This window comes from Pseudomonas koreensis (assembly GCF_024169245.1).
In the GTDB taxonomy this organism is placed as follows: domain Bacteria; phylum Pseudomonadota; class Gammaproteobacteria; order Pseudomonadales; family Pseudomonadaceae; genus Aquipseudomonas; species Aquipseudomonas koreensis_F.
In genome coordinates this window covers 3,610,409-3,625,527 of sequence record NZ_JALJWP010000001.1, presented here as the reverse complement: position 1 = coordinate 3,625,527, position 15,119 = coordinate 3,610,409, and the positions used below count along the sequence as shown (strand labels likewise).

At 59.4% G+C, this 15,119-nt stretch carries 10 protein-coding genes; 4 read left to right on the top strand and 6 right to left on the bottom strand.

Annotation, left to right across the window (positions count from 1 at the left end; all coding sequences use genetic code 11):
• Positions 1-137 precede the first annotated feature (137 nt).
• Positions 138-3,260, top strand: coding sequence for a hypothetical protein (locus J2Y90_RS16230; RefSeq protein ID WP_253500833.1), 3,123 nt, complete (start codon positions 138-140; stop codon positions 3,258-3,260).
• Between the two features lie 206 nt (positions 3,261-3,466).
• On the opposite strand, the gene J2Y90_RS16225 is transcribed toward J2Y90_RS16230, so the two are convergent.
• The 5 genes from J2Y90_RS16225 to J2Y90_RS16205 all read right to left on the bottom strand — a co-directional run bounded on the left by J2Y90_RS16225 (position 3,467) and on the right by J2Y90_RS16205 (position 11,043).
• Positions 3,467-4,429 (bottom strand): sensor domain-containing diguanylate cyclase, encoded by a 963-nt coding sequence (locus tag J2Y90_RS16225; RefSeq protein WP_253500832.1) that lies wholly within the window; start codon positions 4,427-4,429, stop codon positions 3,467-3,469.
• Between the two features lie 334 nt (positions 4,430-4,763).
• On the bottom strand, positions 4,764-7,673 hold the full coding sequence (locus J2Y90_RS16220) for a hypothetical protein (protein ID WP_253500831.1): 2,910 nt from the start codon (positions 7,671-7,673) through the stop codon (positions 4,764-4,766).
• A 149-nt stretch (positions 7,674-7,822) separates the two neighbouring features.
• The gene (locus tag J2Y90_RS16215) at positions 7,823-8,401 is read right to left on the bottom strand and encodes a hypothetical protein (RefSeq protein WP_253500830.1); all 579 of its coding nucleotides are present in this window, start codon (positions 8,399-8,401) and stop codon (positions 7,823-7,825) included.
• A gap of 1 nt (position 8,402) precedes the next feature.
• On the bottom strand, positions 8,403-10,565 hold the full coding sequence (locus J2Y90_RS16210; RefSeq protein ID WP_253500829.1) for a xanthine dehydrogenase family protein molybdopterin-binding subunit: 2,163 nt from the start codon (positions 10,563-10,565) through the stop codon (positions 8,403-8,405).
• 22 nt (positions 10,566-10,587) lie between these two features.
• Positions 10,588-11,043 carry a (2Fe-2S)-binding protein gene (locus J2Y90_RS16205; protein WP_253500828.1) on the bottom strand — a complete coding sequence of 152 codons (456 nt, stop codon included), beginning with the start codon at positions 11,041-11,043 and terminating at the stop codon, positions 10,588-10,590.
• A 247-nt stretch (positions 11,044-11,290) separates the two neighbouring features.
• Between J2Y90_RS16205 and J2Y90_RS16200 the strand changes: the two genes are divergently transcribed.
• Both J2Y90_RS16200 and J2Y90_RS16195 read left to right on the top strand, forming a co-directional pair.
• Complete coding sequence (locus J2Y90_RS16200) at positions 11,291-11,911, top strand: alpha/beta fold hydrolase (RefSeq protein ID WP_253500827.1); 621 nt, start codon at positions 11,291-11,293, stop codon at positions 11,909-11,911.
• A complete protein-coding gene (locus tag J2Y90_RS16195; protein WP_253500826.1) occupies positions 11,856-12,122 on the top strand; it encodes an alpha/beta fold hydrolase in 267 nt (88 codons plus the stop codon). The genes J2Y90_RS16200 and J2Y90_RS16195 overlap by 56 nt, the downstream gene beginning before the upstream one ends.
• Positions 12,123-14,032: 1,910 nt before the next feature.
• Here J2Y90_RS16195 and J2Y90_RS16190 read toward each other — a convergent pair.
• Entirely contained in the window at positions 14,033-14,425 is a 393-nt protein-coding gene (locus J2Y90_RS16190) for a GFA family protein (protein ID WP_253500825.1), read from the bottom strand.
• Between the two features lie 190 nt (positions 14,426-14,615).
• Between J2Y90_RS16190 and J2Y90_RS16185 the strand changes: the two genes are divergently transcribed.
• On the top strand, positions 14,616-15,119 hold the full coding sequence (locus J2Y90_RS16185) for a VOC family protein (RefSeq protein ID WP_253500824.1): 504 nt from the start codon (positions 14,616-14,618) through the stop codon (positions 15,117-15,119).

The following is a 15,119-nucleotide window of genomic DNA, read 5'->3' as shown; positions in this document are numbered from 1 at the left end:
AATAAAAAACCCGCCGAATCCGGCGGGTTTTTTTACGCCTGGAGAAAAGGTCGCCGCACTACATATGTACCGCCAACCACCGCGCTCTGCCTTCGATACTCGGCTCTCAATGCTTGTCAGCCGCCAGGGAGGCACAAATGAACGACACACCGGTACATGAACAGACGCTGCTCCAGAATCTCATCACGGAATTGACTGCCGTTCCGGTGGTCACCGCCGCCACGCCGGCGCGTACGCTGGACGTGCCCCGTCCGTGCCTGCTGCGCGAGTGGATGGAGCTTTACTGGAACGCCCTCGAACGCCCCGAGTTTCTCGACTGGGCCAGCCGCTTCCATATCGACCTGGACACCCTGCAGATCAAAGGCGACACCCTGCACGCACAAACGCCAGCCAATGGCTCAAGCGGTGTTCGCACTTTCACTCTGGAAGATGATTCTGGCTGGTGGCAGATGGCGCCCATGTTGCTGTCGATTTCCCAGCGCATAGATCCTGCCGGCTTGGGTTTGCCTTATATCGGCGGCAAGTCGGCCAACCCGCTGTACCGCTTTCCACGGCAAGTGGTATTGGCGTTCTACGGTTATCCGGAACCGCAAAACGCGGTGCAGGCCGGGGTCATTGTGACCGAACTGAAAAACACTGGCTTTGCCCCCATTGATGAAGACGGCCACACCACTTCAGCCGTAGTCAAGGAACGCATCGAGCAACTGAAGGATTTCAAGGCTATCGCCGAGCGCATCGATGAAGTGTTGCTGACGAGGGATCCCTTCGAGCAGCGCAGCTTTCTCGACACTGCGGTGACGCTCACTTCAGCCTCTGTTTCCGCTCCTGTCAGAGGGCCGCGCCTCAAACTGGGCGAGCTTCTGGGTCGCTACGGGTTTCGATTGCCGGAAGATGCCGCGCAAGCTGAAGCGCTTGCACAACGCCTGCGGCAACGCCGCTGGCCGGAACTGCCCTACGTCAGTGACTACGTGCAGACCGCCGACCCCATCCGCAGCTATCGCGAAAGCTTCGCCGACCTCGAAGACGGTCGGCATATTGTCCGGCGCCTTGAGGCACTGAGCTGGAACAAGGCACCCGACGCCAAAATCGATTACGAGGAATTCAGCGAGCCCCATCCGGATTCCGCGCTGGCGGAGTGGATGACGCTCGGCCAGCGTCAATTGCAGATATTCAGCTCCAATGCGGATTTTCAAGCCATTCTGCAGCAGCTCGGGTTGCCTGCCGACAGTCAATTGCTGGTGAGCGACACCGGTCATGTCGGTACCGCCAGTGCCAAAGGCTGGGTAACCTTGACGACTCAGGTAGAAAAGAACACTGATCTGAAACTTCATCGCGATCGGCTCACAGCCAAGGCACGCAAAGCCGGCGGAGCCCTGCGTTCGAGCGGTAAAGTCACGCTTGGGCAGATGTTGCGCTTCTACAACCTGCCTTTGCCGAAAACTGTCGAGCACGCACTCGCCATGGCGAAATGGTACAGGGTCGATCTGAACACGCGTCCCGGACACATGAACCACTGGTATCTGTTAGGTCAGCCCTGGACACAAACCGAAGGGTTCACGACGTCACAACGTCAGAGCATCATCGACACCATCCAAAGGTTTTTGCCCGAAGACTCGCCGCCCTTGATCGACTACCTCAGTGAAGGCGTCGATACCGACCTGCCGCTCAATACGCTCAAGGCAAAAGCCGATTACCTGATCAGCTGTATCCTGATCACGCCACGCGCCCGGACGCTGGGCAATCAGTTGGTGAAGAACCTGGGGGCGCCGGTCGGGAAAAAACGTCTTTTGGCCACCAATCGCGATCGCCTGTTGCTCGCTGCATTGATTCTCAGCCTGGAACCGAGCGCCGGTGAGGATTTGAACCGAATCGTCGACCAGCGTCTGGAGGGCCACGATTTCTGGGGCGACAACTATGATGAGGTACGCCGGTTCATCGACCGGCAGCCGCAGCTCACGAGGGTCACCAACAAGACATTGGCGACCCACCTGTTGTTGTCCGGCATAGCGCCGGAGTTTCTCACCCGCGACATTCCTGCATCACTCTCCTACATGAGTTGCCTGCACTGGGTGTGGTTCAAGCAAGTCGTGCTGTATATCGAAAGCCGCCTGCCGGGCGTGGCGCGCTTGATGAGCTACCCACAACTGAGCCAACTGACCAAAGGCCCGGCTCCGACGGACTTCTACCAATTCCTGCGCGGGGAGGCCTGTGCCTCGATTGTCGTAGACTGGGCGGTTGCCAGAGGGTTGATTCAGCGCAACGCCGAATTTCAGGTCACGATTTATGACGCCACGACGATGAAGCAGGCCGACCTGCTCTTTCGCGGTCACACTCGTTTGCTGGACGATTTAGACCGGCAGGCGTTTCTGACGACACCGCCCACTCCTTCCACGGTTGCCCTGACGGATCTGCGCCAGGTCTTCTCCGATAACCCACACCTGACGGAGAAGGTGCTGTTTATCCCAGCCTCGAATGCCGAGTCCGATGCGCCGCATTACTCTCTGGGCGAACTGCATATGGCCGGCAAGCTGGCAGGCGACCTGCAGGGTTGGCAATCGAGCAATCCACAGCTGCAACTGGCATCCATGAAGGCGTCGCTGCCCAGACTGCAAAGCGTGGCAACCTCTTTCCATGCGGCACTGGCTGCACGCCTCAAGCAGATGAAGGACGCGCATACCGCGTTTCTCAAGGAAGCGTTTTGTAGTTTGCCGCTGGCGCAACGGCTCGACATCGAAGACTACAGGCTGGAATTGCTGGCCCTGCGGCCCACATCAACGACCGCGAACAAGTCAATTTCCGACGCCGCAGCGCCCTTCGGCATCCTTGCACTGCTGCATGGGGAGACAACCCGGGTGTGCGAAATTTTCACCTGCAGGAATGAAGTGGTCGTGCGTCGTGATATCGATATCACCTTGCTCACGCCATCGGTGGCGAAAGAAGCGCCGAAATCGCTGCCCCTGGATGCCGAAGCCTACCGGCACGGCACCCTTCCCCGCTCAAACGCCACCTGCAACGCGTTCATCAGCCGACTCGACATTGAAGGCGCCCCCCTGGAGCAACAAGCACGCCCCGCCGTGCCTGACACCTTTGCCTCGAGGAAGGTCAACGCCATCGCCAGCACCGCCGTCCGGCACCTGTTCGACGCCTATGAGGCGCAAGCCTTGCAAGAGGCGCTGCGAGTGCCCGACCTCAAGGATGCTGCTGCCAGTCATGAGAAATGGCTGGCGTTTTACCGCAAGCTGAGTCCGCCCAAAGTCTGAGCCCTGGCGAGATTGCATTGAATGAGCTGACGCCTTCGCGAGCAGGCTCGCTCCCACAGGGGTAGGCGGCCAAACAAAAAATCAACAACACCGCCAAACCTGTAGGAGTGAGCCTGCTCGCGATAGCATTTTATCTGTGACTTCAGGACCGCCTGACACACCACTATCGCGAGCAGGCTCACTCCTGCCTTTGATTTGCGGCTGAACTAGCAGCCTTTCAGAGTCTGTTTGTGCGCATACATTGCGCTATCCGCATCGGCCAGCAGGCGATCCACGGTGTCATGGCGCGCGGGATCGTATTCGATCTGGCCAACGCTGAAGCGAATCGCGTAACCCCGGTGCAGCGTGGCGTTGCGCTCTTCGAGGATTTCCTTGAGCCGCGCCATGATCCGTGTGGTTTCGACGTGACTGGAGCCGGTCAGCAACGCGACAAACTCATCGCCACCCAGGCGCCCGACCACATCACTCTCGCGAAAGGCAATGCGCAACACATCGGCGAAGGTCTTCAGCGCGCTGTCGCCTTCGGCATGGCCGTACAGATCGTTGATCTGCTTGAAGTCGTTGAGATCGAAAAACAGCAGCGTCGCCGGTCGGTTCAGGCGCGCGCAGGCGTCCAGCGCGTGCTGGGCCAGTTGTTTGAAACCGCGACGATTGGACAACAGCGTCAGTTCATCCATGCTCGCCAACTGCACCGCCGTCAGCTCTTGCTCGGCCATCTGCGCAAGGTCACGCAGCAGGGCCCGCTCTTCGTCATCAAGGTTGCGGGGTTTGGTATCGATCAGGCACAAGGTGCCCATCTTGTTGCCGTCGGGCACGGTCAGCGGATAACCGGCGTAAAAGCGAATATTCGGCGCGCCGGTGACCAGCGGATTGTCATGAAAACGCAGATCTTCCAGCGCATCGGGCACCAGCATCAGTTCGTCCTGCAAAATCGCATGGCCGCAGAACGAGACATCGCGCGACGTCTCGCTGACATCAAGCCCCACACAGGACTTGAACCACTGACGATCCTTGTCCACGAGCGTGACCAACGCGATCGGCACATTGAACAAGCGCTTGGCCAGGCGCGTCAGGCGATCGAAGCGCTCCTCGGGAGCCGAGTCGAGGTTAAGGCCATGCAGCGCGTCAATTCGTGCAGCTTCATTGGCAGGTTTTCCGGGAGCCAACATCACATACTCCATCAGCGTTGATGGACTTTAGAGTAGCGCTAAATGTGCGATGGCTCATCCTATTCGCAGCTAACCGCGGGCATAGGTTGAGTTGTTAATTGGATGTTTTGGGGCTGTGGATAGCAAAATCTTCATCAAAACAGTGCTGGAAAACCTGGGTTTTCCTTTAGTGACAGATGTTGTAATGCCGCGAACTGGCGAAGGGGCCACAAGGCCCCTTTGTTTACTTTTTTAGATATATCCTCGCGAATTAAATCGAGCTGGACTTTTGATAACGGCGTTTTTGGGCTCTATACTTTAGCAATCAACCCGAGCGCTAACCCATAGAATTTCTTCATGAAACTTGTCTTATCCGAATATTATCCAGCTTTGGATATCCTTGTTCAATCTTTATTGTAATACTTGGGGAGGGCGCATTATTTACATATTCAAACTTAAAACCAGCCCAACTACCTGTTGGGTCAACCGCCCTACTGTAAACAGGATACTCAGGCCTAACTATTCTTATAATGGCTGAATCACTTACAAGATAATCAAAACTTATTTCAAAAGTCTGACCAACAGCAAGACCAACGAAACCCTTTGTAATATAGAGCGTATTAAATACACCACCGTATTCCAAAAAGTACTCACCACCTTCTTCGAAGATTCTACTTGGATATTCTTCTGGATAATTGTCACGCCAACCATTCCGTTCCGATCCAGTAAACGTCGTCAAATCATCAAACAAAGTTTTCACCGCATATACCCGCACCGGACAAGCCACCGCATCCGCCAGCGTCGCCGCCTTGAACAATCCAACTTTCAGCTCGACTCTCAGGGTTGAACCTTCCTTGCACTCGCGCAACCACTGCACTTCAGCCGCCATGGCCAGTCCATCGGACTGATTGTTCGGTATGCCCGCAGGGGGTATCGATTGCCGTGTGGTCCCATCGCTCAGCTGTTCGATGTAACTCACCCACACAGGCGCGCCATACAACTGAAACGACCATTGGTTGCACAACACCCGGGTGGTGTCGCGTATGGATGCAGGATCGAACGCGTCGCCCTCAATTCCTTCCAGTTGTGGCATCGGCAAGTTCTGCAACAAGCCGATGCGTAACGGCAAGGTTTTGGAAGGCGTCGGCCCGCTGTCGCGTATCACCTCATAACGCACACTCACTTCTCTCCCGAGATTGGCCGCGGTAATCAAGGCCGCAATCGGAAAATCGATAGGCGTTGTTCCCGTGACATACCGCCGCTCCGGCCGAGCCGAACCCTCCCCTGCACGCCCCTCGATGATCAGATCGATACCATCGTCCTGCTGCAGCGCGGTGGTGTCGACGCGTACCGTGAACCCTTCCTGATGGACATTGGGGTCGAGCTGTCCGCCGGGGGCTTCCAGTACGCTGGGCGCGTCCCATTGCGGTTGCGGCTCGCCGATGCTCAGGGTGCGGACTTGCGAGTAGCGTGTCGGCTCGCCCGAGGCAAATATGACGTAGTAGCTCACGTCCACCTGGCCATTGCGATTGGCCTCGATGTGCGCGAGGTGCACGTGAAACGGCACGGGGTAACCCGCGGTGTGTGTGCTCAGGGGAATTTCATATTTTGGATGCGGGCCGCTGATCGAGCCCACCCAGCGCAGGCCGACAATGTCGTCTTTCACTGTATCGACAAACGGTGCAGTCACATCAGCGCCATTCGGCGCGTTCTCCGGCGGCAGGACGTCGTTGTCGTCCGCCTGAGCCACCTCCGGTTTTTGCAGATCAGGCAGGGCGTCGCCAACAGTGAGGTTCAGCGGCAGCGAGTTGCGCACGCTGTTGAGCATCACGTCGTCATTGGCCACGGAGTACCAGACTTTCACCGAACCACCGTCCAGCAGCAGGATTTCCTTCGCCGGCACCTCGCGGACGATGGCCGTGCCTTCCGGCTCGTCAGCGACGATGATGCGGATCGGGTAATACGTATCGCCGCCGCCGGGACGCTTACCTTCCCAGTGCACCGTGATCAGATCGCCCTTGCGGCGCCCTTGGTAATACAGCACCGCCACCGTGGCGCGCGGCGCGTCTGCCGGCAGGTGGCCGCCGGACGCTTCGAGCACCTGCGGCGCCTGCAAATTGCTGATCTCGCCCTTGACGCTGGCACTGGCGTTTTTCGAGGGACGGTCAGGGACGCCCTCACGTTTCAAGGTATACGCCACCAGTGCCGAACCCATGGCAATGGCCTTGACCTTGGCGTTGGGAATCGGGAAGACAACTTGCAGGCCGACACGAACGACGGGCAATTCGATCGGCCCGTGGACCACTTGCGATCCTTCGGACGGGGTCCCCGTCCAGGTCATCACGACGATATCACCGGCCCTGAAATGGTCTTCCGACGTGTTGACCAGCACGGTGACGTCCTTTTCTCCCAGTGTTTCCAGTTTGATTTCACCCGTCACCGGGTCAGCTTCCAGCACGATGGGCGCGCTTAGCCGGTTCTGTTTGAGATCAACCAGCAAATAGGTGGGCGCCGACCAGGGCGAGCGCTCGTCCGGGTAATTGCCGACCTCGTCGATCACCTGATAGTGCACGCTGATCCGCGTGCCATCGCCGACCTCGACAATGCTGGCCTCGTCAATGTTTACGATCAGTGGATGTTTGACCGGATCCTCAACGTGCTCGCGCGTAACGCGCTCGGTAAGGCGCTTGGAGCCAAAGATAAGGTGGATGACGTCGTTCTCCCGCATGAACGGATACGGCAGGATGGTGACTTTCACCCCCGCCTCCGCTTCGACCGGACCGATACCATGGTCGATGATGGCTTGCGGAATCGAGTACAGCAGGTGTGAATGACCGTCCTGGTTGTAATCATCATCAAACCCGCCGGGGCGGTCGAGCTTGACCAGCACCTTGAGTTCCGGGGTGGAATTTTCCCACGCCTGATTCAAGCGCTTGACCGAATAGAACAACGGATGAACGTCACCCCGCACCACATGCCCGGAGGGAATGCGGCCGTGCAGCGGCTTGTTTTCCTCGCCGGCCAACAGCGTGTGGCTCCACACATCGTCAATGATATTGCCCCAGTAAACCCTGACTTCGTCCCCCGCCGTCATGATGCCCCAGGGATTGATCACAAAACGCAGGCCACCTTCGACCGCTCCTACACCGAAGCCGCCGTCGTAGCCCTCGACGGGCGTCCTGATGCTGGAAAAAATCGGTGGCCGCAGCACCAGCGGTTCGACGGGTTGCGATTGCGTTTCGTCTGTTGTCACGGGGGTGTTCATGGGCAGGCTCCGGGTCTGAGGGGACGGAGAAGCCATGAAACAGGAAAAATTGCGCGTTGCCACCTGTCAGATCTGACAGGTGCGGACGAATGGTTGCGGGGCTAAGCTCGCAGGTTGCATAACTCAGCGCCGGACGAAAGGGCTCCGCATCAGCCGCCCGCCACCGGACACGGCCCGCCGGCATCGGCCCAGAGTTTGAATTGCGCGACGAAAATATCGTGCGGTACCGGCACCGGCGCGCGCCCTGCCCCGGGATTCCAGCCCCAGAGCACCAGTTTGTCTTCGCTGACGTGTTTTAACAGCGCGGCGAAATCGCGATCGCCGTTGCTCGCGCGGTCCTTGATCATCGCGCAGAGCTTGTCCGAAGGCAGGCCGATCCAGGCCATTTTGTGCGCCGCTGGTGGCAGGCTCCAGTGCGGCGCGCCCGGAGGTGCATGGGGGCCGTAACTGGCCGGTGGATTGCTTTCAGCGTGGCAGGTGGCGCAAGGCAAACCGGCGGCGCCCTTGCCGTCCAGGCCGCGCACCACGTTCATCGCATGGGGAATGCCGGCATCGAACTGCAACGGCGAATCGCCGGGAATGTGACAGTTCTGGCAGCGCGGGCTCTGGAAAACTTTCTGCACCGTGCCGAAGGCTTGCAACGCCTGCTGATCCTCGGCAAACAGGTCCGAGGCGTAGCCACCTAGGCCCAGCAACACGACGGTGCCCAGCACCAGATGTCGTTTCATCTCACACCCCCGACAATTGCAGTGGCAGTTCGCGCAGGCGTTGCCCGGTCAGGGCGAACACCGCGTTGGCCACGGCCGGCGCGGTCGGTGGCACGCCGGGTTCGCCGATGCCGCCGGGTTTCTCACTGCTGGGGACAATGTGCACTTCGACCACCGGCATTTCGTTGAGCCGCAGCACCTGGTAATCGTGATAGTTGGATTGCACGACGCCGCCGTCCTTGACGGTGAGTTTGCTATGCAGCGCCATGCCGAGACCGAAGGTGATGCACGATTCCATCTGCGCGGTGATGCTCTGCGGGTTCACCGCAATGCCGCAGTCCACCGCGCAGACCACCCGATGCACGCGAATCGCCAGATTGTCCTGCGACACCTGCGCCACTTGCGCCACGTAGCTGCCGAACGACTCGTGCACCGCTACGCCGAGAGCATGGCCGTCGGGTAGCGGCGCGCCCCAGTTGGCCTTCTCCACCGCCAGATTGAGTACGCCAAGATGCCGCGGATGCGCCTTGAGCAGCGTTCGTCGGTACTCGACCGGATCCTTGCCTGCCGCCGTCGCCAGTTCATCGATCAGCGACTCCATGACGAACCCGGTGTGGGTGTGGCCCACCGAACGCAGCCACAGCACGTTGATGCCGGTCTGCGGCGAATGCAGATCGACCTGATGATCAGGCAGGTCCTTGATGTACGGACTGTCAGCCACACCCTCGACCGAGGTCGCATCGATGCCATTCTTGACCATTGCCGCCTCAAGCATCGTTCCGGTCATGATCGATTGTCCGACCAGCACATGCTGCCAACTTATCGGCAGGCCATCGCCGCCCAGCCCGACACGGGCCTGATGCAAGTACATCGAGCGGTAATAGCCGCCGCGAATGTCATCTTCGCGCGCCCACACGGTTTTCACCGGCAGGCCTGCCGCTTTCGCGACTTGCACGGCTTCGGCGACAAAATCCGAGGTCGGGTTGGCACGGCGACCGAAACCACCGCCGAGAAATTCGGTGTGAATCTCGACCTGCTCAGGCTTGAGCCCGGTGATCTTGCTGGCGACCATCTGGTCGAGGGTCTGAAATTGCGTGCCGGTCCAGATTTCGCATTTGCCGGTGCTGATCTTTACCGTGCAATTGAGCGGCTCCATCGGCGCATGGGCCAGATACGGCACGCTGTATTCGACATCGATTTTCTTCGCAGCCTTGTCGAAATGGGCCTTGGCGTCCCCGGCCTGAGTGGCGGACGTACCCGGCGTCGCCGCGAGTTTGCGGAAACTGTCCAGCAGCTTTTCGCTGCTCATGTCGGCCAGCGGCCCGAGATCCCAATCGACCGTCAGGGCATCGCGGCCCAGTTTTGCCGCCCAGAAATGCTCGGCCACCACCGCTACTCCGCTGGGCACCTGCAGCACTTTGTGCACGCCGGGAATCGCCAGCGCTGCGGCGCCTTCGAAAGATTTGACCGTGGCGCCGAACACCGGCGCGCGAGCGACCATGGCGGTCATCAGGCCCTCGAACTGCACGTCTATGCCGAATATGGCGCGGCCGGTGATCTTTTCCGGGGTGTCCAGACGTTTGGTCGGTTTGCCGATGACTTTCCAGTCCTTGGCTTCCTTGAACGTGATGGTTTTCGGGTCCGGCACCGGCAGTTGCCCGGCGGCATCGGCCAGTTCGCCGTAGGTCGTGCGTTTGTCCCCGGCGATCACCACGCCGGACTCAGTGCGAATCGTCGAAGGCGCAACGTCGAAGCGTTTCGCCGCCGCTTCCACCAGCATCTGCCGCGCCGTCGCCCCGGCCAGGCGATAGCGGTCAAATTCCATCCAGGTCGAAGTCGAGCCTCCGGTGATCTGCATGCCGCCGAACGCTGGCAAACCGTAATCCGCCGCCGAGGCTGGCGAGTGTTGGACGCTGATTTTCGACCAGTCGGCGTCGAGCTCTTCGGCAATCAGCATGGTCAGGCCGGTCCAGATGCCCTGGCCCATTTCCGAATGGCCGAGCAGCACGGTAACGCTGTTGTCCGCCGCGATACGCAGGAACGCATTCGGCGCGAACGTCTTGTTCTGATCCTCTGCCGCGCGGGCAAAGCGATTGGCCCCGGGCACCACAAACGCCACCATCAGACCGCCACCCAACACGGCACTGCCCTTGAGAAAACCTCGACGCGATACCGGACTGTTCATCGTCTATCTCCCACAGAATGAATCAGCCGATTTCGGCGGCGCGTTTGACCGCTGCGCGAATGCGCGGATAGGTGCCGCAGCGGCAGATATTGCCGGAGAGCGCCTGATCGATATCGCTGTCGGTGGGGTTGGGAATTTTCGCCAGCAACGCGGCGGCGGACATGATCTGCCCGGACTGGCAGTAACCGCACTGGACCACGTCGAGTTCCGCCCACGCCTGCTGCACCGGGTGCGCACCATCGGTGGACAGGCCTTCGATGGTGAGGATTTTCTGCCCGTGGGCGACGGCAGTAGCCGGGGTAATGCAGGAGCGTAATGGCGCACCGTCGACGTGCACGGTGCACGCGCCGCACTGGGCCATGCCACAGCCGAACTTGGTGCCGGTCAGGTGCGCGACATCACGCAGAACCCAGAGCAACGGCATGTCGGCGGGGACATCGAGTTCCTGATCCTTGCCATTGATATTCAGAGTCAGCATCGGCGGGTTTCCTCAGACTCACGGGGTTGCGAAGGGGCGTCGCTGTGGCTGCAAAACCTACGGACGCCCGCGCTTATCCCTTTCAGCAAAGCCTAATTTGCGCACCAAGCCAGACGTTGTGACCAGCGGTCATGCAGAGGCCGACATTGATCCTACAGTTGATAACGGCTCGCACTGAGTCGTCGTATCTCTGCGCAACCGGTCCGCGAAACTCGCGGTTGTCCATCACAGGTCAGGAGTAACGAATATGGGTTTTGTCACCACTCGAGACGGCGTCGACATCTTCTACAAGGACTGGGGCCCGCGCGACGCTCCGGTGATCCATTTCCACCACGGCTGGCCGCTCAGTTCGGATGACTGGGACGCGCAGATGCTGTTTTTTCTCGCGCAGGGCTTTCGGGTGATTGCCCATGATCGGCGCGGGCACGGGCGCTCAAGCCAGGTCTGGGACGGCCACGACATGGACCACTACGCCGACGATGTGCTGGCCGTGGTCAATCATCTGGGTACGAGCAACGTTGTCCACGTCGGCCATTCCACCGGCGGCGGCGAGGTCATCCATTACATTGCCCGGCATGGTCAGGACAAGGTCAGCAAAGCGGTCTTGATCAGTGCGGTGCCACCGTTGATGGTGCAGACCGAAAGCAACCCGGGGCGGTTTGCCGAAATCGGTGTTCGATGGCTTTCAGGCGCAATTGGCAGCGAACCGGGCGCAGTTTTATCGCGATGTGCCGAGCGGACCTTTCTACGGCTACAACCGTCCTGGCGCCGAGGCGTCGGAAGGGATCATCGCCAACTGGTGGCGGCAAGGCATGATCGGCGGCGCCAAGGCGCACTACGACGGCATCGTCGCGTTTTCGCAGACTGACTTCACCGAAGATCTGAAAAAAGTCAGCGTGCCGGTGCTGGTGATGCATGGCGAGGACGACCAGATTGTGCCGTACGCCAACTCCGGACCGTTGTCGGCGAAACTGTTGCCCAATGGCACGCTGAAATCGTATCCGGGGTTTCCGCATGGCATGCCGACGACGCAGGCGGAGACGATCAATGCGGATTTGTTGGCGTTTATTCGCGGGTGACATCACGGACCTACGCGATCCCCTGTAGGAATGAGCCTGCTCGCGATAGCGGTGGGTCAGTCAATTCAATAGTGACCGACCCACCGCTATCGCGAGCAGGCTCGCTCCCACAGTTGGCATTGGGTATATATCCGCCAGAGACTGGTCGGCTATCAGGCCGCCATCGCTGGCAAGCCGGTTCCCAGAGGAATCAGGGTAGATCCGCCATTCATTCGTATCCTTGAGATAGCTATCGCGAGCAGGCTCACTCCTACAAGAGCAAGAGCAAGAGCAAGAGCAAGAGCAAAAGATCGCAGCCTTCGGCAGCTCCTGCAGTTTCCGCGTCCACCTCTAGGCCGAGTGTCAGCTCGCCTGCTTTTGATCTTGATCCACCAGCGACGTCGGAAGGCTGACTGAAGGGATTGATCCGGGCGTGGGAGCGCAGCGACCGTCTGGCGCAGCCAGACACAGCGGAAGGAGGTGCAGCGAAGCAAACCGGAGCCGCTGCGCCCGGATCGATCCCGCAGCGAAGGAACCCCGAGCCCGCGAGGGGCCGAACGTCGGAGCAAGCCTTTTCGGTTACCTTTTCGGCGTTTGGAAAAGGTGACCCGCCGTAAGGGCGGAACCCTAAGCAGCCGTTACCGCAGCAATGGATATGTACTCACTCAAAAAATACCCCACCGCCCCAAAAAAAGCCTTCGCCAGCAGGCTCGTTCACAGTCGGGACCGGGTATATATCCGCCAGAGACTGGTCGGCTATCAGGCCGCCATCGCTGGCAAGCCGGTTCCCACAGGGATCAGGGCAGGTCCGCTGTTCATTCGTATCTTTGATATAGCTATCGCGAGCAGGCTCACTCCTACAAGAGCAAGAGCAAAAGCAAAAGCATGATCAAAAGATCGCAGCCTTCGGCAGCTCCTACAGTCTCCGCGTCCACCTCTAGGCCGAGTGTCAGCTCGCCTGCGGCTTTTGATCTTGATCCACCGGCGACGTCGGAAGGCTGAGCGGAGGGATTGATCCGGGCGTGGGAGCGCAGCGACCGTCTGGCGCAGCCAGACACAGCGGAAGGAGGTGCAGCGAAGCAAACCGGAGGCGCTGCGCCCGGATCGATCCCGCAGCGAAGGAACCCGAGCCTGCGAGGGCCGAACGTAGGAGCAAGCCTTTTGGGTTACCTTTTCGGCGTTTGGAAAAGGTGACCCGCCGTAAGGGCGGAACCCTAAGCAGCCGTTACCGCAGCAACGGATATGTACTCACTCAAAAAATACCCCACCGCCCCAAAAAAAGCCTTCGCCAGCAGGCTCGCTCACAGTCGGGACCGGGTATATATGCGCCAGAGACTGGTCGGCTATCAGGCCGCCATCGCTGGCAAGCCAGCTCCCAGAGGGATCAGGGTAGATCCGCTATTCATTCGTATCTTTGATATAGCTATCGCGAGCAGACTCACTCCTACAAGAGCAAGAGCAAGAGCAAGAGCAAGAGCAAAAGATCGCAGCCTTCGGCAGCTCCTACAGTCTCCGCGTCCACCTCTAGGCCGAGTGTCAGCTCGCCTGCTTTTGATCTTGATCCACCGGCGACGTCGGAAGGCTGAGCGGAGGGATTGATCCGGGCGTGGGAGCGCAGCGACCGTACGACGCAGTCGTACACAGCGAGAGGAGGTGCAGCGAAGCAAACCGGAGACGCTGCGCCCGGATCGATCCCGCAGCGAAGGAACCCGAGCCTGCGAGGGCCGAACGTAGGAGCAAGCCTTTTGGGTTACCTTTTTGGCGTTTGAAAAAGGTGACCCGCCGTAAGGGCGGAACCCTAAGCAGCCGTTACCGCAGCAACGGATATGTACTCACTCAAAAAATACCCCACCGCCCCAAAAAAAGCCTTCGCGAGCAGGCTCGCTCCCACAGTGGATCGTCGGTGTGTGCGCGAGATTGCGATAAATCCTCTACCCCTCTCCGCGCCCCGTGCCTTCCCGATCACCGCGGTAATGCTCGGCAAGCGGAAAATCCGGCAGCCACGATTCACGTCGCACAATCCAGCTCTCATAGGTCGGCTTCAACTGATCCGACGCATCCAGCGCGCCTAGATTGACCTCGACCTCATCACCACTGCGATTGAACACCGACGAACCACAGCGCGGACAAAAATGCCGCCCTTGGTAATCATGGGTTTCACCGCTGACGGTCACAGCGTCCTCAGGAAAAATCGCCGAGGCATGAAACAGCGCGCCGTGGACTTTGCGACAGTCGAGGCAATGGCACAGCCCGACCCGGTAAGGCTCGCCAGTGGCTTGAAAACGCACGTCGCCGCACAGGCATCCGCCGGTAAATGTATTCATGGTTCATCTCCATTGCGCCCTTGATAAACACAATCGCCAGGTGCCGTTCAAAAGACCTGCGGCGAAACTCCACCCAGCCTATAACAGTCGGTGCCTATGCGCCCGGCACGCGCCGATCTACGGCACCGCAATCTGCCGAAGAACTGACTACGCTGATAGTCCAGCCTGTAATCAGCCAAGGGTGACTGCCATGCAACGCGTTCAGAAACTCACGCCGTGCTTGTGGTTCGATGATCAGGCCGAGGCCGCTGCGGCGTTTTATTGTTCGATCTTCGATCATTCGAAAATCACCGCGCTGACCCACTACAGCAAAGTCGGCCAGGAATTTCACGGGCAGCCGGAGGGCGCGGTGATGACCGTCAGCTTCGAGCTCGACGGCCAGACGTTTACCGCGCTCAACGGCGGGCCGGTGTTCACCTTCAATGAGGCGATTTCATTTCAGGTCAACTGCCAGGATCAAGAAGAAATCGACCATTTCTGGGGCAATCTGTCCGCTGGCGGGCCGGTGGAAGCGCAGCAATGCGGCTGGCTCAAGGACAAGTTCGGCGTGTCGTGGCAGATCGTCCACGTGGGGTTTCTGCAGATGCTGCAAGACCCGGACACGCGCAAGTCACAGCGGGCGATGCAGGCGATGTTCCAGATGAAAAAGCTCGATGTTGCCGCACTGCAACGGGCATTCGACGGCCAGAGCTAA